Genomic DNA, 18,384 nt, shown 5'->3' on the forward strand with positions numbered 1-18,384 from the left:
ATAGTTGAGGGGGCGCATGAACTGACAGGTCGATAGCAGTGATATAGGACAAGTCCTACAATTGAAGAGGAATGGGACTACGTTCCAGTTCGGATTTGAATGAGGATCAAGAGAAGTGTTGTATGTAGTAAGTTGATTGTTGAGTGATAGGTTTTTAGGAAGATGTCAGGGTCAATAAGTTTATAACGTCTGATTGTTTCAATGATTTTATCAAGTAACCAGGCCGCGGTAGATCTGTTGGTCGGCAGCTTTAAGTGTGTCCAGTTTCGCCGGATGTCAGACTACTCGAATGTATTGCCTGATCATTCCAGCACTCGACCCGCGTTCGGACAATCTGAACAGCGGGTCGGGGCGGGGGCGTCAGCGGCTTGAGCGACCGGTCATTTCCAGGGCCATTTCACTGGCATAGCTGTCGGTCATGCCGGCGATGAAGTCGATCATCCGCAGGAATGAAGTGTGCAAAGGCCCGCGAGGATCGGGTGCATTGTTGCCCAACAAGTCGAGGATGCGGCGACTTTTGAACGACGGCGTTCGACCATTGTGTTGTTCCAGTGCCGCGCCGCAGAAAGCGTTCAGTAGAATCTCCAGCGTGGTGTAGGCGCCGATTTCATGCAGTGTCTTGCGCTTGTCCTGGAAGATTTTTTTCCTGGCCATGTCTTTGGCATTCAGGACACAGCGCTTGGCCGGGCCATGCATGTGCTCCACCAGATCGCCGGGCAGTGTACCGGCCAGCAGGGCGTCCTGTTGTTCGACGAAGGCCCGGGCCGCTGCATTGGTCAGGTGTTCGATGGCTTTGCCCCGCAGGATGGCCAGCTTGCGTCGGCGCGAGTCCAGCGGGCCCAATTGGCGATAGGTTTCCGGAAGATCGTCGCCCACCAGATTGAGCAGTAACGACTCGACTTCGGCGTACTCCAGCAACTCCATTTCCAGGCCGTCTTCCAGGTCGATCAGCGCATAGCAGATGTCATCGGCGGCTTCCATCAGGTACACCAATGGATGGCGTGCCCAGCGCTGCTCCTCCAGTTGAGGCAGGCCGAGTTTATGAGCGATCTGCTCCAGCAACGGCAGTTCGCTCTGATAACAGCCGAACTTGTGCTTCTTGTAGCCCAGCGAGTCAGCGTGCTTCGCCGTCCAGGGATACTTCAAGTAAGTACCCAGCGTGGCGTACGTCAGCCGCGTACCACCATCGAACTGGTGGTACTCCAATTGAGTGAGCACACGAAAGCCTTGGGCATTGCCTTCGAAATTCAGGAAGTCATTACGTTCGACTTCGCTCATGTCATCCAGCCAGCCACGGCCTGCGGCCTGCTGGAACCAGTGACGGATGGCGTCTTCGCCGGAGTGACCGAAGGGTGGATTACCGATGTCATGCGCCAGGCAAGCCGACTGCACCACCATCCCCAGGTCACTCGGTTCGCACCAGTCTGGCAACGCGCTGCGGATGGTTTCACCGACACGCATGCCCAACGAGCGCCCGACGCAACTGACTTCCAGCGAGTGGGTCAGGCGCGTGTGGATGTGATCGTTACTGGTGACCGGATGGACTTGGGTCTTGCGTCCCAGCCGGCGAAAGGCACCTGAGAAAATAATGCGGTCATGGTCTTTGTGGAAAGGGCTGCGGCCGAGTTCTTCCGGGCTGTGCAGCGGCTTTCCGAGGCGTTCGCGGGTAAGCAGGGTTTGCCAATCCAAGGCTGGTCTCTCCGTCAGGTGACTGATGCCTTAGCCTAGAGCCCGGCGGCGTCGATGTCGATGAGCAGCAGTCGCTCGCCATTGTCGAAAAATTGCCCGGCGGTGAGGCAATACTGGTTGCTGGTGGCATCGCGGTACGTGTTGGAAAGTGTAAGCCGACGCTCGTCCCAACCCTCTGCCAACAAGTGATAGAAATACGGACGCCATGACCAGTTGTGACCCAGGTACCGGGTGTCCGATTCCCAGGCGTTGTTTCGCCATTCAAGGTTGGGCGTCAGTTGCGTGCCGTGGCGATCGCATTGATAGAAGCGCAACAACCAGGGGAATGCGTCCAGATGGGGCAGGGCGCTGAGCGGTGCGTGGGCTTGGGCCCATGTCTGCAACAGGGTCATCAGCTCGCCGAGTTGCTGGCGCATGACCATCAGCCGCCCACGCTCAGCCAGTTTTTGTTGAACATACCGTTGGCGCAGCTGTGCGAAGCGCTCGACAAAAGCGTCCGGGGCAAAGAAGTCGGCTTGTGCCTTGGCAAACAGAAAACCCTGCACGTACCGGGAGCCGCACTCCAGGGCAAAACTCAATTGAGCTTCGGTTTCCACCCCTTCGGCAATGATCCAGCAACCGGTTTTCTCGGCCATCTGCGCCAGCGCCTTCACCACATCGCTGCTTGGACCGCCCAATGCCGCCGCCTGGAACAAGCGCATGTCGAGTTTGAGAATGTCCGGTTGCAGGGCCAGTACGCGATCGAGTTGAGAATAACCGGCGCCGAAATCATCAATGGCGATTCGTGCGCCTGCCTCTCGGTAGCGAGCCACGACGTCAGCCAGGCGCTGAATGTCGCCGCCCAGTTCGGTTATTTCGAAGACGATGCGTTGCGGGTCGACGTTGTGCCTGCGCAGTTGCTTGAGGCTTGGCAGCGCTTGATCCGGGCGCAGGCGATTGATCCAGCGCGGGGAAATGTTCAGGCTGAGAAACCAGTCCGAGGGCGCTTCATGCAAACGACTGAGCGCGTTGTCGCGGATCTGCCGATCAAGACGCCGCAACGCGATGGCGGGTGTCCTCGGGTCGGCGAAAAGCGGGCCCACCGAGGCCAGTTGACCGTCGGCCTGTTGCAGTCGGCCCAATGCCTCGACGCCGGCGATACGGCCGGTGGCGGTATCGATGAAGGGTTGAAAGCAGGCGAGCGGTTGCCCGTCGATCACGAGGCCTCCTTGGTTAAGGTCTTGTTTTTGGATACCTGGTCACCGGATAGGCACACAGGATTGAACCCCTCGATAGAGAGGCTCATCCCGGTGGTATTGCAAGAATGCAGCCAGAGAGTGGCTATTTAGTCTTTTCGCGAGTTGCTTTGCAGGACCAGCTTGATCAAGGGCCCCAGGCTGGTGCCCAGACGAACCAGCCGAGTCAGGCTACTGGCGCCGCCGTTGCGGGTACTCTTGCCGGTCAGAAAGCCGAGCAAGGTGACAGCTGCCACGCCCCAGAGCGGGGCGTGCTTGATGCCAAAACTGTCCTGCAGGTCTTGCTTCATTCCGCGAATCCGCTGCAAGGGTTGTAGCAGTTCCCGGGACTCGAGGCGGATTTCCTGACGGTGCATTTCCATGCGCAGGCGAATCAGTGCCTTGCGCATTTCCGCGCGCGAGCTGTTATTGGGCAGTTGAGGCAGGCTCATGGCAACAGGCGCTCCCGATCGTTGGCCAATTCTTCCAGGGTGCCATGGAAGGGCGAGGACTCATCGAAGACCGCTGCTTTCAAACGCAATCCACAGAAGATCGCGGCTAGGGTATAGAACACGCAGAGCCCGATGATGGCGGCGAGGCGATAGGTGTCCCAAAACACAATCAACACCAGCGTCGACAACCCCACCAGCAACAGCAATGCAAAGACCAGCGCCAGGCCTGCAAACAGCAGCAGGCTTACGGTGCGCGCTTTTTGTTCCTGCAACTCGATGCCGAACAGTTCGACATGGCTGTGCAACAGTCCGAGAAACGCGGCACCCAGGCGCCGCGATGAAGCGCTTGTGCCCGTCGCCGACGAGCCGGATTCGCCGATAGACATATCAGCGCCGAGAAGCTAGCAGGCCAATGAGGAAACCTACCCCAGCGGCGATGCCGACCGATTGCCATGGGTTGGCCTGCACGTAATCTTCGGTCGCGGTGACAGCGGCCTGACCGCGTTCGCGCAACGAGTCTTCGGTCAGCTTCAGGGTTTCCCGGGCGCGCAACAGACTGTCGTGGATCTGGGTGCGCAGTTCATCTGCCTGATCGCCGGCCAGGGTCGCGGTGTGCTCCAGCAACCGCTCTGTGTCACTGACCAGGGTCTGAAAATCGTTCATCAGGATTTCTTGAGCAGTCTTTGCCTTGATGCTGGCCATGGGTGGATCTCCGTAAGTGGCTTCTGATGGGTTCGAGTATGAGCCTTGTGCGAAGGTTCAGTACAAATGACTGGTACAACTTTTGCTGTGTCGTGGTGCGTTTGCCGGCGCCGATGCGCTGTTGCCGGGCATGATTTCAGGAAAACCTCGGCTCAAACAATAAAAACTCGCGCGATGATTTCGCTCTGATGCGCCAAAGCGGTTCATGGGGATCAGTGATTCGATCCGCATAAGCCGCAACTTGGTGCGTCAGCAGTCTGCGTGAACTGCTTTGGTGCTTTTTTAGCCTTTAGGTCTGCCATTCCATGGAAAATCTGCAAAGCGCTGTGGACAGTCTGGTCCATAGCTCCAATACATTGTTCATCCTCATTGGCGCGGTCATGGTGCTGGCCATGCACGCCGGTTTCGCCTTTCTTGAGGTTGGCACGGTTCGGCAAAAGAACCAGGTCAACGCCTTGTCGAAAATTCTCAGCGACTTCGCCATTTCGACCCTGGCCTACTTCTTTATAGGCTATTGGATTTCCTACGGGGTGACGTTCCTGCAACCGGCGCCGGTGATCAATGCCGACCATGGTTATGGATTGGTGAAATTCTTCTTCCTGCTGACCTTTGCAGCCGCCATCCCGGCGATCATTTCCGGCGGCATTGCCGAACGCGCCCGGTTCGTCCCGCAATTGTGCGCGACCGCGCTGATCGTGGCGTTCATCTATCCCTTTTTCGAAGGGATGATCTGGAACGGCAATTATGGTTTGCAGGCCTGGTTGCTGGCGCGATTCGGCGCCAGCTTCCATGACTTTGCCGGTTCCGTGGTGGTGCATGCCATGGGCGGCTGGCTGGCCCTCGCGGCGGTGTTGTTGCTCGGGCCGCGACAAGGACGCTATCGCGATGGCCGCCTGGTGGCGTTTGCTCCGTCTAGCATTCCCTTCCTCGCCTTGGGCTCGTGGATCCTGATTGTTGGCTGGTTTGGCTTCAACGTCATGAGCGCCCAGACCCTGCAAGGCGTGAGCGGACTGGTGGCAGTGAACTCGTTGATGGCCATGGTCGGCGGAACCGTGGCGGCGCTGATCGTCGGGCGCAACGACCCAGGCTTTTTGCACAACGGCCCATTGGCCGGGCTTGTGGCCATTTGCGCAGGCTCCGACCTGATGCACCCGGTGGGCGCACTGGTGACCGGCGCCATCGCCGGGGCGCTGTTTGTCTGGTGCTTTACCGCGGCGCAGGGCAAATGGCATATCGACGATGTGTTGGGCGTGTGGCCTTTGCACGGTCTGTGTGGCGTGTGGGGCGGTATCGCGTGCGGCATTTTTGGCCAGAGTGCGTTGGGCGGCCTGGGCGGTGTAAGTCTGATCAGCCAGTTGATCGGCACCTCGCTGGGTGTGGTCGTGGCGCTGGCTGGTGGTTTTGCGGTGTATGGAACGATCAAGGCGTTTCATGGACTGCGCTTGAGCCAGGAAGAGGAGTACTACGGCGCGGATTTGTCGGTGCATAAGATCGGCGCCGTCAGTCAGGACTGAATCAATTTTCCGCATCTTCAGCTCCGGGATAAAAATCGTGGAGCATCCGATAGCGATCATGCCGGATCTGATCGGCCCGCTCCTGTACCTGATGGGCGGGCAGTCCCAGCATGATCAGTGCATGGGAGGCGAGCATCAGGCTGGACTCCAGCAACTCGGGTACGACTTCGTTGGCGCCGGCTTCTTTCAGCTCGGCCAGTTGGCTGTCATCGCGGGTACGAACCAGAATCGGCACTCTTGAATTGATCCGGCGAGCCTCCTTGAGGATCGCCAGCGCGATGTCAGGTTGGTCCACCGCAATTACCAGCAACCTGGCACGCGCCAGTCCGACGGCAAGCAGTAATTCACCTCGACGCGAGTCTCCATAGTGCACGCTGCTTTCGCTGACAGCCGCTTCCTCAACCCTGACCGGATCGTGGTCCAGTGCAATGTAAGGTTGTTGCTGATGACTCAGGCAGCGACCGATGGACTGGCCGACGCGCCCGTAACCACAGATGACCACATGCTTGTCCAGATCCGCGTTCAGCGCGCTGATCTCTTCAAGTTGGGCCTCCTTGTTGGATTTTCGATGCAGATGTTTTGCGATGGATGGGGCCGCGCGCAGCATCAGTGGCGTGACCAGCATCGAACAGAACGTCGCAGCCAGCAGCAAGCCGCCGAGTTGCGCGGGCATCAGATCGCTTTGCTGCATCTGCGCCATCAGCGCAAAGCAGAACTCACCTCCCTGGGCCAGTGCCAGACCGCTGCGCCAGGCGGTTTCGCCATCGCTGCCACGCCATTTGACCAGCAGCGCCACCACGGTGCCCTTGATCAGCAGCAATCCCAGGGTCAGGCCAAGGATCAGCAGCGTGTGGCTGGCGAACAGATTCAAGTCGATCAGCATGCCGATGGTGACGAAAAACAACCCGAGCAGAATGTCCCGAAACGGTCGGATATCGGCCTCGACCTGATGCCGGTAATGACTTTCGCCCAGCAGCATGCCGGCGAGAAACGCGCCCAGGGCAGGGGAAAGCCCCAGCAAGTGAGTCAGCCAGGCGGTCAGCAGGACAATCACCAGAGCCAGCAGTACAAACAGTTCGGCGGAGCGGGCGGCGGCGACTTCATGGAACAGTCTTGGCAACAACCAGCGGCTGGCCAATAGCAACCCGCCGAACAACACCACGGTTTTTATCAGGGTCAGGGGCAGCGCCCAATACCAGGCCTGATCACTGTTTCCGGCGAACACGGGCACCAGTGTCAGCAGCAAGACGGCCACCACGTCCTGGAACAGCAATACGGCGATGGCATTCTGGCCATGACTGCTGAAAATTTCGCCAAGGCTGGTCAGCTCCTTGCTGACGATGGCCGTGGACGACAGCGCCAGCCCCGCGCCCAGCAACAGCGCGGGAGTGACCGGCATCCCGAACATCATCAGTAAAACACCCAGCAACAGTCCGCAGGCCAACACTTGCAAACTGCCAAGGCCGAACACCACATGTCGCAGTGCGATCATTTTCGTCAGGGAAAACTCAAGACCGAGGGAGAACAGCAAGAACACCACACCTAATTCGGCAAGGTGTGGCAACCCTTCGCTCTCATCTACCCAATTGAACGCGGTCGGGCCAATCATCAACCCCACGCACAGGTAGCCGAGGACCGGGGGCAATCGCAGGCGCTGGAACAACGCGATGACCACTAGAGAGGAAACGAGAATAATCAAGAGATTGGCAAACACTAAAAGCTCCGCTGACAGACGCTGGCTACTCAAGCGTAGAAGCAAAAAAAACGTGAGCATTGCTTAAATGGCACAAACGACGCCTGATTTGCGTCAGGGTTATTCCGCCATCATGGCGATTCATGTTGTCGGGCAGAAAATTCGACGGCTCGACGGCTTTTCGGGGCAGGCCTAGAATAGTTACTTAATTTTTTCGGTTGAGCGCTCATGCCTCCTGAATGTCAGCTGTTCGGCACCCTGGGGTGCCATCTCTGTGAAGTGGCCGAAGCCGAGCTGATGCCGTTGGTTGAACACGGTCTGCTGGTCGAGCTGGTAGATATTGCTGACGATGAAACCTGGTTCGCCGCCTACAGTCTGCGCATTCCGGTCCTGCGACGAGTCGATACCGGCGCGGAACTCGGTTGGCCATTCAGTGCCGACGAGGTGGTGGCGTTCTTGCGTTAAGCGGTTTTTGTGCTGGCGATGGTCCCGTCTGTCGAACTTTGCGACTGATCCCCTTGGCTTAACCGATGCTCTTCGGATACTGTATGCGCATACAGTTATTCGGAGTGCTGCCTTGACGTCCCGGGTTTCCGGGTTTGAGCAGGCAGTTCCAGGCGTGAGAGGGATGAATCGTGGTCAATGTCGAACAATTGAAAAACAGCGTGAACCGGATGTCGGTCGATGTTGTGCGCGAGGCTGTCCTCGAATTGCGTCTGGACGGTTTGGTGACGGAAGGAAAAACGCCTTTTAACAAATTGCACTTCAACACCTGTTTTGCCGAGATCGAGGCGCTGTTCCAGCGTGCGGGTTACCACCGGCAGCTGGATGTCGTGGGCTATCAGGGGTTGTTGTACGCACTTTACGACCCGGCTCGCTGGGAAGCCGTCGATGTGTTGCGCTGGCTCAAGGAATTCACCGAAGCGGCGGCGCGTACACAGATTCCGGCATGAGGATTCTCCGCTAGGTTCGATTCGGCCACTGTTGGATAATGCTGCCCTGTATTGAGGGTTAGAGCTTTCGTATGTCCACTTCATCTTTTTCTGCCGCACACAGCCAGGCCAGCACACTCTACTTGCCGCCGGGTTCGTGGCTGACCGTTATCGATTGCCTGTGCGAGCATTTCAGCGCTATCGGTCGCGAACAATGGCTGGACAGGGTGGCCCGCGGTCGCGTGCTCGACGGGCACGGAATGCCGATTGCATTCGATCTGCCGTACAAGGAAGGGCTGCGGATTCATTATTTTCGTGAGGTTGCGGACGAAAAGCCGATCCCGGTGGTCGAGTCGATCCTCTATGCCGATGAACATTTGGTGGTCGCTGACAAACCGCATTTTTTGCCGGTGACTCCGGCAGGCGAGTACGTTGAACAAACGTTGCTGAGGAGATTGATCCGTCGTCTGGACAACCCACACCTGGTGCCGTTGCATCGTATTGACCGGCACACCGCGGGGCTTGTGCTGTTTTCCGCCAACCCGAAGAGCCGTTCTGCGTATCAATCGTTGTTTCCGGCACGGCAGATTGAAAAGTACTACGAGGCAATCGCCCCTGCATTGCCTGATCTGACCTTTCCATTGGTGCATAAAAGCCGGCTCATCGATGGCGAGCCGTTTTTCCGCATGCAGGAAGGTCCGGGTATCAGCAATACCGAGACAGCGGTCGAGGTTCGGGAAAAGAACGGAGATCTCTGGCGGTATGCGCTTTACCCGGTGACGGGCAAGAAACATCAATTACGGGTGCACATGACTGCGCTGGGCGCCAGTATCTGTAACGACCCGTTTTACCCGCAGGTGCTCAAGGACGTTGAAGATGATTATGCCAATCCGCTGAAACTGCTCGCGCAGGGATTGCGGTTTGTGGATCCGGTCACCGGCCAGGAAAGAGCGTTTGAAAGCACCCTCATCTTGCAGTGGTGAAAAAATCCCGGCCACGAAAAAGCCCGCGTCAAGCGGGCTTTGTCTTATCTGGCCGGTGCAGTAAAGATTACAACTCTTTAACGGTACGAACCTGATCCTTGTTGATGCGGGTTTCCTTGCCATCCAGCTGTTCGAATTCGTAGAAGCCCGATTTTTCATCGTACTTTGGCGAGTCGACTGCCTGGATTTCGCGGCCATCATTCAAGGTGATCACTGTCGGCGATGCGCAGCCCGCCAAGGTCGCGAGGCCTGCTGCGAGCATGAGAGTGGCGAGGGTCCGATGGGTCATGAGTGTATCTCCGAATAAGAATTCTTTTGGTTACTGAGCTTGTAGACGTACACAACGCACGCAAGTTCCTTGGCTAGTGTCATTCTGACACGGTATGCGCGCTTAGCAATTCCGGGGTGTTCAGGTTGGCCAGTCGAGGGTCGTTGTCTGCGCATTGCAGGGCGGTTGCCTCCAGTTTACGCATGATGCGTCCAGGGCTGCGTTCACCTTCATTCCATGCCGTGTCGAACGCGGCGCAGAGAGCGACAGGGATAACGCACAGCAACGGTTCCCAATGTGCACCCTGGCGCAGCATCAGCGGTTTGTCCGGATGCTGGCTGGCCATTTCGCGCATGCTGAGGAGCAGGGCATCGTCGATGCGGGGCACGTCGCACGGTAAGACCAACAAATAAGGATGACGGGCAGCCTTGAGGCCGGCGCGAATCCCGGCGAGGGGGCCGGGAAAATCGCCTTCGTCGTCATGGACCAACTGATCAGCGTAGGGCGCGTATTTATCCAGGTTCCTGTTGCACGAGATGATCAGGTCATTGCTCAGGTCGCGGGTCTTGCGATGCAGGTGCGCGATCAGCGGCGCGCCGTGCCATTCCAGCAAACCCTTGTCCTGACCGCCCATGCGTTGGCCGCGGCCACCTGCCAGGAGCAGAATGGAGCAGGGTGGCAATGCCGGGTTCGAGGTCATGGCGGGTCTCCATGGGGGCGCTGAAAAAGTGAAGCGCTGTGATATAACACCGAGCTGTTTTTCCTACAACTGGACGAGCCTATGAAAGCCAAGGCTGATGTACCTTTCGCGCCGCTTAACATTGCGGTGCTGACTGTCAGTGATACCCGAACCCTGGAAACCGATACGTCAGGTCAGGTTTTTGTCGACCGCTTGAGCGCCGCCGGCCACAACCTGGCCGCTCGGGTTCTGCTTAAAGATGATCTCTACAAAATCCGCGCGCAAGTCGCCAACTGGATTGCCGATGAGGTGGTGCAGGTGGTTCTGATCACTGGCGGTACCGGGTTCACGGGGCGCGACAGCACGCCAGAAGCGGTGAGTTGCCTGTTGGACAAGCAGGTAGATGGGTTTGGTGAGCTGTTCCGGCAGATTTCCGTTGCGGACATTGGTACCTCGACCGTCCAGTCCCGGGCGCTGGCCGGTTTGGCCAACGGTACGCTGGTCTGCTGCTTGCCCGGTTCAACCAATGCCGTGCGCACTGGCTGGGATGGGATTCTCGCCGAACAGCTGGATTCCCGGCATCGTCCCTGCAATTTCGTCGCTCACTTGAAGCAGGCGCAACCCTGTGAATCCCGTGGGTAAGCCAGGTAAAACCGGCAGCCTGATGCCGGTCGAGGTGGCGTTGGCGCGCTTGCTGGAAATGGCAGAGGCCTCGCCCATCCGCGAGCGTGAGCGTTTGCCTGTGGCGCTAGTTCAGGGGCGCGTGCTCGCCGATGACCTGGTTTCAACCCTTGATCTGCCACCTTGGCCAAACAGCGCCATGGATGGCTACGCCCTGCGGGCCGCTGACTGGACGGGTGAACCGTTGGTGGTCAGTCAGAAGATCTTTGCAGGTCAGGCGCCCGAACCGCTGCAGTCCGGCACCTGTGCCCGCATCTTTACCGGTGCACCGGTGCCAGCAGGTGCCGACTGTGTCGAGATGCAGGAAAATGCCGAGGTTCAGGCGGATGATCGAGTCCGTTTCATCGAGCCCATGACCCCCGGTCAGAACATCCGGCCACAAGGTCAGGAGACAACGGTGGGCGAGCTTGTTTTGCCGGCCGGTACGCGCCTTGGATCAATCGAACAGGGTTTGGCGGCATCGCTGGGCTGCGCTGAGCTCGATGTTGTTCGCAAGGTCCGTGTTGGGGTTCTCTCTACCGGAGATGAATTGGTTGAACCGGGCCAGGCCCTGGGCCCAGGACAAATCTACAACAGCAATCGCGTGTTGCTGTGCAGTTGGTTGCAACGCCTGGGTTGTGAAGTCATCGATGCCGGTATTCTTCCAGATGATCTGGAGACCACTCGTGTTCGCCTGGCTGAGTTGAACGAGGTTGATCTGATCCTCTCAACTGGCGGAGTGTCGGTTGGCGAAGCCGATTTCCTCGGCATGGCCTTGCGCGAAGCGGGCGAGTTGACGCTATGGAAGCTCGCCATCAAACCGGGTAAGCCGCTGACTTTCGGGCATTATCGCGGTGTGCCCGTGATTGGTTTGCCCGGCAACCCGGCGTCGACATTGGTCACTTTTGCGTTATTGGCAAAGCCCTATCTTCTGCGCCGTCAGGGTGTAAAAGAGGTCGAGCCATTGAAGTTCCAGGTGCCGGCCGGGTTTGTCTGGCCAAAGGCGGGCAATCGACGGGAATACTTGCGTGGTCGCCTGGAGAATGGTCGGGCGATCATTTACAAGAATCAGAGCTCCGGCGTACTTCGCAGTGCCGCCTGGGCCGATGGCCTGGTTGAAGTGTTGGAAGATCGCACGTTGATCGAGGGTGAATATGTAGTGTTCATTCCTCTGAGCGAAGTTCTGAACTGACGCGTAGGGCTCAGTTGCCGCAAGCCCGGTAAAGCGCCGGGTCTTGCGTGCATGGCTGACGCTTAACGAACCAGAAGTGTCACGACCTGATCAAAGCGGCTGTTGGCAACCCAACCCAACAGGCCGAGGACGACCGCTGCCCCGCCTGCCGAATAGGCAAGTCTGTGTTTGATGGATTTGACGTCATTGCGCACTTCATCCATGTCTCTTCGGATGTATTTCAGATGAGTTTCCAGTTCAATGACGCGAGGTTCCATGTCAACTCCTGCAGCGGGTTTTGCGTTGTTGTTGAATTCAGCCTGATGATTGGTGCGATTTTCCGAGAACGGCTTTACCGGAGGGAGCGGCAACTTGATGTCATGGGTTTGCATGGAGAAAGACGCTCCTTGCATCTATGCCCTTTGAATAGCCGAAGCTCATATAATTTGCTTTTGTAACCTTTGGTGAGTGTCTACTCATTGCCTGCACATCCCTGTGTGGTTGCTTTTGATGACGTATAGCCGCCGAAACCAAGGTGAACCATTCGCCCTGGCGGGTCAATTAAGCCGATTCCTCATATATCGTAAGAAAATATCCCGACCTGTAGGACCGCAAACCAGCATGCCTCGAAAAATCTCAACGTCGTGCGACCTTTATAGGGGGCAGTGAGGTCAACATCTCCTGAATGAATTCCAATCAGGAGCTACGACAATGAGTGAGCGCAAGGCGCTGTTGATTCTGCATGGCAAGCAGGCACTCAACGAGGAGGTCCGCGCGGCTGTCGAAGGCAAGCGCAAGCAAGGGTGGACACTGGCCGTGCGGTTGACCTGGGAAGCGGGGGACGCGCAGCGCTGGGTGGAAGAAGCGTTGAGCGCAGGCTATACGCAACTGATTGCCGGCGGCGGCGACGGCACGTTACGCGATATTGCCGAGGCCCTGGCGGCGCACCCGAATCAGGCCAGCCTGGTCTTGATGCCATTGGGTACGGCCAATGATTTTGCTCGCGCGGCTGGCGTGCCTTTAGCACCGGCGCTGGCACTGGATCTTCTGGAGGTTGCGCCACACGCTATCGATCTGGGGGAAGTAGGAGGCCAGGTCTTTCTGAACATGGCCACGGGCGGTTTCGGCAGTCAGGTCACGGCCAATACGTCAGAAGACCTGAAAAAAGTCCTCGGCGGCGCAGCGTATCTGTTTACCGGCTTATCACGCTTCAGCGAGTTGCATGCGGCTTATGGCGAGTTGCAGGGGCCGGACTTTCATTGGAGCGGCGAGCTATTGGCGCTCGGTATCGGCAATGGTCGGCAGGCGGGAGGCGGGCATGTGCTATGTCCGGAGGCGCTGGCTGACGATGGTCTGCTGGATATCAGTATTTTACCGGCACCGCAGGAAGTGGTCGGTACGTTGAAAAACCTGCTGGCCGATGGCTTTGGCATCGATAACATGTTCGTGCGCGCTCGTTTGCCCTGGGTCGAGATCAAGGTCTCGGAAGGTCTGCACATCAACCTTGATGGCGAACCTCTGGAGGGCGACAACCTGCGCTTTACGGCGCGTGCCGCAGCGTTGCGCGTGCATTTGCCGGAAAATTCACCCCTGTTGAGTACATTGCAGTCAGCTAATCGTCCAGGCTGATGATTTGCTCGCGTACGGCAAACAGGACAAGGCCGGCGACATCGTAGATCTGCAGGCGCTTCATGATCTGCGAGCGGTGGGTTTCAACCGTCTTGATACTGAGGCTCAGGCCATTGGCGATTTCCCGGGTGGATTTTCCGCGAACAATCAGTCGCAGGATTTCCAGTTGCCGGGCTGTCAGGTTATGTGATTCTTGCGTTTCCGGCTGCTGCTTCTGGTTCCGGATCAGCGCCTGATTGATGACCGTGTGGGCGATGGCAGGGCTGAGGTAGCGTTCGTTGTTGCGCAGGGCATCCAGCGCATGTTCCAGCTCGGTGGCCGTGGTGTCCTTGAGTAAATAGCCATGAGCACCGGACTCCAGCGCTTGCATGATGAGCGCGGGATCGGTGTGCATCGACAGAATCAGTACCTTGCTTTGCGGGCGTACCCGCTTGAGTCGCTGCAAGGCTTCAAGACCGCTGGTCTCCTTCATGGAGATATCCAGTAGGACGATGTCAGGGGACAGTTTCTCGACCATTTCGAGCAGCTGCGAGCCGTCATTGGCCTCGCCAACTACCGCATAGCCGGGAATGTCCAACACCAGGGCGCGTACGCCAGCCCTGATCAGCGAGTGGTCATCCACCAGAAGTAAATTACAAGTCAATGCAAAACCTTATTCGTACTGGCCCGTTCGAGCGCACGGGGCGCCCAGGGGAAAAGTGCTTCGATTTGAGTGCCTTTGCCCAGCACGCTACTCACGGCCAGGGTCCCGCCCAACTGATCGATCCGTTCCTGCATCCCGGCCATCCCCCGCTGTCCCTCTCGACCGGGATCAACCGCGGGTGCGAAACCCTGGCCGTCGTCGCTGATCAATAGTGTCAGGCCTTGGGGCATGCGCTGTAGTCGGACCAGAAGATTTTTTGCATCGGCGTGGCGCAAAATATTGGTCACTGCTTCCTGGGTGATTCGAAAGGCTGCCACCGCCATTTCTTCCGGGACGCCGGTCAACCGTTGATGGCATTCCAGGCTCCAGTGCAGCGAGGTGTTGGCCAGGGTCTTGAGCAGATGCGCACGCAGACTGGCCTCCAGCCCGAGACTCGTCAATTGCCTGGGATTAAGGATGGCCGAGACGTCACGAACTTTGGTCAGGGTTTCTTCCAGCGTGTCGCAGAGCACCGAACACTGGCCCTGCATTTCATCAGGCATCCGACGTTTGAGCCATTCACTTTGCAGTTTTGCGGCGGTCAGCAACTGGCCAATATCGTCGTGCAATTCTCTGCTCAGACGATGACGTTCATTTTCCTGTACTTCCAACAAGCGGTCCGCCAGCTCTTGCGGTTCAAATTTTATCGACTGGCTCGAGAGGCGATCCTGGACCCGGACGCAGGCCAGTGCCGCGAGATTGAACGCCAACAAGCTCAGTGCAAGGGAGGTGGAGAAACCGAAGACCAGCAGGCTGCCAAGTGCCGAACAGGTGCACAGCAATAGCGTGAGCCGTCGAGCGTTTTTCTGGGACGGTGGCCATGAGGTGACTGACTTGAGGCTGGCGTACATAGCGGATGGAGCCAATGAATGTTCGCTGCGGGCAGACCGGCCATAGTGGCTGACGGGTCTCTGTCTGAAAAGCTGTAGTGACTCGTCTTGAGCAGAGCGGGCTCCTCTGGTGGAACCACAGCCTTTAGCGGCTTGCTCTGATCTGAAGTCCACTTTGCCATTAATTGGCGTCAACTAATGGGCGGCATAATACCACTTAAGATACCGTTGGTCGCGTTTGGTATATATGCCCATAGCGTCAGGCAATAACGCGATGGACGAGAGTTCCACTATGGAAAAGTTTTACGAAGGGGAGTAACGATTAATATCGAGTTGTCGCGCAAAGGCATGAAATATTCAATTGCGACATGAGCCCACTCATTTATAGAGCGGCTGCATGGCAATAAGAATACACATGGCTAAGTTATCAGACTCATTCAAGCCTGCCGTTCCGAATAGGAAACGAGCGTAAACGGTTTGGAATTAACCGGTAACTGAAAATGACTCTGTCCGACCTGCAGCGCAAAGGCTTCGATCAGGGAGGTCTGTTCGCTGTCATCCAGGCTGAGCTGCCCGGTGGTCTGATCGATGAGTTCGAGTTGCCAGGCCATCAGCGTGAAGCAATCCTTCAACGCGCCCAAGGCGTGCTCGTGCAGGTCAATGTGGGGGTGGGCGTGGTTCAGTAAACCGTGAATATGCAGGGAAAACTCCGACACGGCTTCCAGCGCCAGGGCATCGGCCCGGCTTGCCAGTTTGAGCAGGCTGCTGAGCATGCAATCGATTGCGTCCTTGTCATTGCTGATCAACTGCAGATGGCTCAGGCACTCCTCCGACTTGGCCAGAAGTGTTTCCGCCTCGACAAGAAACTCTGGCAAACGCTGAGCCCACTGCTTGGGTTTCTTCGGCATGCTTATCTCCACAACGTCATGTCAAATGAGGGGATGTCGCGTATGTCGACCAGGACGTCCAACGTCCCGACGCTGCCATGCCGGCATGAGATCGCGCTCCTGCAGGCCTGAGTGCAGGCTTGGGAACTCGAGAGGGTGGATGGCCACTTACCTGCGATCGCACACAAAAGCCTGACTCCGTTCATGCAATGAGAATGGCGTCACATTAATGGCTATTGGATATCGCGAATATCAGGTTGGACCTGATTGTTAATAGGGGAATCCCTTACACGAGGGAACCTAACGTGCAAACCGTGGTCGCGCCGTCGGGAGTGAAGCAGATGAATCGCGGATGCAGTAAACCATGATGTTATTGTGACATCAATGCTCGATCGTGGCATTTTGTCTCAGGGTCAAGATTTGGCAATAACAGCCGATAACCCTCTTTAAGTGAATTAATCAGAACAAGCCCAGGAGTCATTAATGGCCGGCATTCTCGACACGGTAGACCAACGCACGCAACTGGTGGGTGAGAATCGCCTGGAAATTCTCATGTTTCGCCTGGCTGGCCGGCAATTGTTTGCGATCAACGTCTTTAAAGTGCAGGAAGTGCTGCAACTGCCCAAGCTGACCCTGATGCCACAGCGTCATCCATTCGTCTGCGGCGTGGTCAATTTGCGCGGCCAGACGTTGCCGGTGATCGACCTGTCCCAGGCCATCGGCATGCGTCCGCTGATCCCGAGCCCGACCAGCACGATCATCGTCACCGAGTACAACCGCTCGGTGCAGGCATTCCTGGTTGGCGGTGTGGATCGCATCGTCAACATGAACTGGGAAGCCATTCTGCCGCCGCCGACCAGCGCCGGTCGCCAGCATTACCTCACGGCGATCAGCAAGGTCGATGACCAGTTGGTGGAAATCATCGACGTCGAGAAAGTCCTGGCCGAAATCGTGCCGTACAACGCCAAAGTCTCGCGCGAAAAACTCGACGATCCGGTACTCGAACGCGCCCGTGGCCGTGAAGTGCTGCTGGTCGACGACTCCAATGTCGCACTGTCGCAATTGCGCGACACCCTGGGCCAGTTGGGTGTGAAGATGCACATTGCCAGCGACGGCTTGAAGGCGTTGAACATGCTCAAGGCCTGGGCGGACACGGGCGTGTCCATGACGGACAAGCTGTTAATGGTGTTCACCGACGCCGAAATGCCGGAAATGGACGGCTATCGCCTGACCACCGAAATCCGTAATGACCCGCGTCTGCGCGGCCTTTATGTGGTCCTGCACACCTCCCTGTCGGGAAGCTTCAACGACTCGATGGTGAAGAAAGTCGGCTGCGACAACTTCCTCTCCAAATTCCAGCCGGACAAACTCGTCGACGTGGTGCGCCAGCGCCTGATGCTCGACGAAGTCCCGGCCTGATCACGATCAAGGACTGGCCACTTTCCCTGTAGGAGCGAGCCGCCCGGAGCAGGCTCGCTCCTACAAGGGGGCAGTGCTCTGTTTTCAGCCTTTGATTCGGTGACCAAGCTCGTATAGGGTGGCCTTTTTTGACCATCAGGGAGCTGGCCATGTTGCGTCTGAGCGCGCTTTACCGTTATCCGTTGAAATCCGGCAAGGGTGAAACCTTGCAACAGGTCGGCCTCGACAAACTGGGGCTGGACGGTGATCGACGCTGGATGCTGGTAGATGAGGCCAGCGGACGTTTCCTGACCCAGCGCGCCGTCCCGTCCATGAGCCAGTTGTCGGCGTTGTGGAATGCCGAAGGCGGCTTGACCCTCAGCGCCCCGGGCCGCTCGCCGATCGATATCGCCTTGCCCTCCAGCAACGCTGAGCTGCGTGGTGTCACCCTCTGGCGCGACACCTTGCGCGTGCCGGATGCCGGTGACGAGGCGGGTGCCTGGGTCAGTGAGTTCATCGGCAAGCCTACACGCCTGGTGCAGGTTCCCCTTGATCGTGCGCGCATGACCGAGGCCGGTTACGGCAAGGACGATGATCAGGTGGCGTTCGCCGATGGTTATCCATTGTTACTGATCGGGCAGGCGTCCCTCGAAGATTTGTCGCAAAAGGTCGGACGTTCCCTGGAAATGCTGCGTTTTCGACCGAACCTGGTGATCGAGGGCAGCGAAGCCTATGCCGAAGACAGCTGGAAGCGTATTCGCATCGGCGAGGTCGAGTTTCGGGTGGTCAAGTCCTGCTCTCGGTGCATTCTGACCACCATCGATCCGCAAACCGGTGAGCGCAGCGATGACCGGGAACCGCTGGCCACGTTGCAGAAATACCGTGCCGAGGCCGACGGCGCGATGTTTGGACAGAATCTGGTCAACGACAGCAATGGTCGTCTTGAAGTCGGGATGCCGGTGACGATTCTCGAATAAAAGCCCCGGAATGAAAAATGCCCG

General features: G+C 57.6%; 21 protein-coding genes. 9 read left to right on the top strand and 12 right to left on the bottom strand.

Annotated elements, in window-relative coordinates:
- Positions 1–360 precede the first annotated feature (360 nt).
- From SB725_RS22465 to SB725_RS22485, 5 genes are all read right to left on the bottom strand, one after another.
- On the bottom strand, positions 361–1,689 hold the full coding sequence (locus tag SB725_RS22465) for a deoxyguanosinetriphosphate triphosphohydrolase (RefSeq protein ID WP_027925740.1): 1,329 nt from the start codon (positions 1,687–1,689) through the stop codon (positions 361–363).
- 35 nt (positions 1,690–1,724) lie between these two features.
- Complete coding sequence (locus tag SB725_RS22470) at positions 1,725–2,888, bottom strand: EAL domain-containing protein (protein ID WP_027925741.1); 1,164 nt, start codon at positions 2,886–2,888, stop codon at positions 1,725–1,727.
- 125 nt (positions 2,889–3,013) lie between these two features.
- Positions 3,014–3,355 (bottom strand): hypothetical protein, encoded by a 342-nt coding sequence (locus SB725_RS22475; protein WP_027925742.1) that lies wholly within the window; start codon positions 3,353–3,355, stop codon positions 3,014–3,016.
- Positions 3,352–3,741 carry a phage holin family protein gene (locus SB725_RS22480; RefSeq protein WP_027925743.1) on the bottom strand — a complete coding sequence of 130 codons (390 nt, stop codon included), beginning with the start codon at positions 3,739–3,741 and terminating at the stop codon, positions 3,352–3,354. The genes SB725_RS22475 and SB725_RS22480 overlap by 4 nt, the downstream gene beginning before the upstream one ends.
- 1 nt (position 3,742) lies before the next feature.
- Complete coding sequence (locus SB725_RS22485) at positions 3,743–4,057, bottom strand: YqjD family protein (RefSeq protein WP_007943326.1); 315 nt, start codon at positions 4,055–4,057, stop codon at positions 3,743–3,745.
- Between the two features lie 305 nt (positions 4,058–4,362).
- Between SB725_RS22485 and SB725_RS22490 the strand changes: the two genes are divergently transcribed.
- Complete coding sequence (locus SB725_RS22490) at positions 4,363–5,571, top strand: ammonium transporter (protein ID WP_059182411.1); 1,209 nt, start codon at positions 4,363–4,365, stop codon at positions 5,569–5,571.
- A gap of 1 nt (position 5,572) precedes the next feature.
- Here SB725_RS22490 and SB725_RS22495 read toward each other — a convergent pair whose 3' ends face one another.
- Positions 5,573–7,285: a cation:proton antiporter gene (locus SB725_RS22495; RefSeq protein WP_027925745.1), complete on the bottom strand. Its 1,713-nt coding sequence runs from the start codon at positions 7,283–7,285 to the stop codon at positions 5,573–5,575.
- A gap of 207 nt (positions 7,286–7,492) precedes the next feature.
- Here SB725_RS22495 and SB725_RS22500 point away from each other — a divergent pair, with 207 nt between their 5' ends.
- From SB725_RS22500 to SB725_RS22510, 3 genes are all read left to right on the top strand, one after another.
- Positions 7,493–7,729 carry a glutaredoxin family protein gene (locus SB725_RS22500; RefSeq protein ID WP_027925746.1) on the top strand — a complete coding sequence of 79 codons (237 nt, stop codon included), beginning with the start codon at positions 7,493–7,495 and terminating at the stop codon, positions 7,727–7,729.
- Between the two features lie 170 nt (positions 7,730–7,899).
- Positions 7,900–8,217, top strand: coding sequence for a transcriptional regulator (locus SB725_RS22505; protein ID WP_027925747.1), 318 nt, complete (start codon positions 7,900–7,902; stop codon positions 8,215–8,217).
- Positions 8,218–8,288: 71 nt separating this feature from the next.
- Positions 8,289–9,179 carry a pseudouridine synthase gene (locus SB725_RS22510; RefSeq protein WP_410922590.1) on the top strand — a complete coding sequence of 297 codons (891 nt, stop codon included), beginning with the start codon at positions 8,289–8,291 and terminating at the stop codon, positions 9,177–9,179.
- A 67-nt stretch (positions 9,180–9,246) separates the two neighbouring features.
- Here the strand turns inward: SB725_RS22510 and SB725_RS22515 are convergent, their stop codons facing one another.
- The gene (locus tag SB725_RS22515; RefSeq protein WP_027925749.1) at positions 9,247–9,468 is read right to left on the bottom strand and encodes a YgdI/YgdR family lipoprotein; all 222 of its coding nucleotides are present in this window, start codon (positions 9,466–9,468) and stop codon (positions 9,247–9,249) included.
- Positions 9,469–9,547: 79 nt separating this feature from the next.
- Positions 9,548–10,147: a molybdenum cofactor guanylyltransferase MobA gene (mobA, locus tag SB725_RS22520; protein WP_027925750.1), complete on the bottom strand. Its 600-nt coding sequence runs from the start codon at positions 10,145–10,147 to the stop codon at positions 9,548–9,550.
- An 81-nt stretch (positions 10,148–10,228) separates the two neighbouring features.
- On the opposite strand from mobA, the gene moaB reads away from it, so the two are divergent.
- Together moaB and glp are read left to right on the top strand one after the other, a co-directional pair.
- Positions 10,229–10,768: a molybdenum cofactor biosynthesis protein B gene (moaB, locus tag SB725_RS22525; protein WP_027925751.1), complete on the top strand. Its 540-nt coding sequence runs from the start codon at positions 10,229–10,231 to the stop codon at positions 10,766–10,768.
- A 22-nt stretch (positions 10,769–10,790) separates the two neighbouring features.
- The gene (gene glp, locus SB725_RS22530; RefSeq protein ID WP_410922601.1) at positions 10,791–11,978 is read left to right on the top strand and encodes a gephyrin-like molybdotransferase Glp; all 1,188 of its coding nucleotides are present in this window, start codon (positions 10,791–10,793) and stop codon (positions 11,976–11,978) included.
- A 62-nt stretch (positions 11,979–12,040) separates the two neighbouring features.
- On the opposite strand, the gene SB725_RS22535 is transcribed toward glp, so the two are convergent.
- Positions 12,041–12,349 (bottom strand): hypothetical protein, encoded by a 309-nt coding sequence (locus SB725_RS22535; protein ID WP_027925753.1) that lies wholly within the window; start codon positions 12,347–12,349, stop codon positions 12,041–12,043.
- A gap of 319 nt (positions 12,350–12,668) precedes the next feature.
- On the opposite strand from SB725_RS22535, the gene yegS reads away from it, so the two are divergent.
- Positions 12,669–13,586, top strand: a complete 918-nt coding sequence (gene yegS / locus SB725_RS22540) for a lipid kinase YegS (protein ID WP_027925754.1) — start codon at positions 12,669–12,671, stop codon at positions 13,584–13,586.
- Here the strand turns inward: yegS and SB725_RS22545 are convergent.
- The 3 genes from SB725_RS22545 to SB725_RS22555 form a co-directional block, all read right to left on the bottom strand.
- A complete protein-coding gene (locus tag SB725_RS22545; RefSeq protein WP_027925755.1) occupies positions 13,570–14,229 on the bottom strand; it encodes a response regulator transcription factor in 660 nt (219 codons plus the stop codon). The two genes, yegS and SB725_RS22545, sit on opposite strands and share 17 nt — an antisense overlap.
- On the bottom strand, positions 14,226–15,119 hold the full coding sequence (locus tag SB725_RS22550; protein WP_027925756.1) for a sensor histidine kinase: 894 nt from the start codon (positions 15,117–15,119) through the stop codon (positions 14,226–14,228). Before SB725_RS22550 ends, SB725_RS22545 begins: the two co-directional genes overlap by 4 nt.
- Before the next feature lie 416 nt (positions 15,120–15,535).
- Positions 15,536–16,006 carry a hypothetical protein gene (locus SB725_RS22555; RefSeq protein WP_027925757.1) on the bottom strand — a complete coding sequence of 157 codons (471 nt, stop codon included), beginning with the start codon at positions 16,004–16,006 and terminating at the stop codon, positions 15,536–15,538.
- Positions 16,007–16,468: 462 nt separating this feature from the next.
- On the opposite strand from SB725_RS22555, the gene SB725_RS22560 reads away from it, so the two are divergent.
- The gene (locus tag SB725_RS22560; protein WP_027925758.1) at positions 16,469–17,404 is read left to right on the top strand and encodes a chemotaxis protein CheV; all 936 of its coding nucleotides are present in this window, start codon (positions 16,469–16,471) and stop codon (positions 17,402–17,404) included.
- A gap of 149 nt (positions 17,405–17,553) precedes the next feature.
- Positions 17,554–18,360 (top strand): MOSC domain-containing protein, encoded by an 807-nt coding sequence (locus SB725_RS22565; RefSeq protein ID WP_059182415.1) that lies wholly within the window; start codon positions 17,554–17,556, stop codon positions 18,358–18,360.
- Positions 18,361–18,384: the final 24 nt, after the last annotated feature.

It is taken from the genome of Pseudomonas sp. SIMBA_041, from assembly GCF_046535095.1.
Classification (GTDB): domain Bacteria; phylum Pseudomonadota; class Gammaproteobacteria; order Pseudomonadales; family Pseudomonadaceae; genus Aquipseudomonas; species Aquipseudomonas mucoides.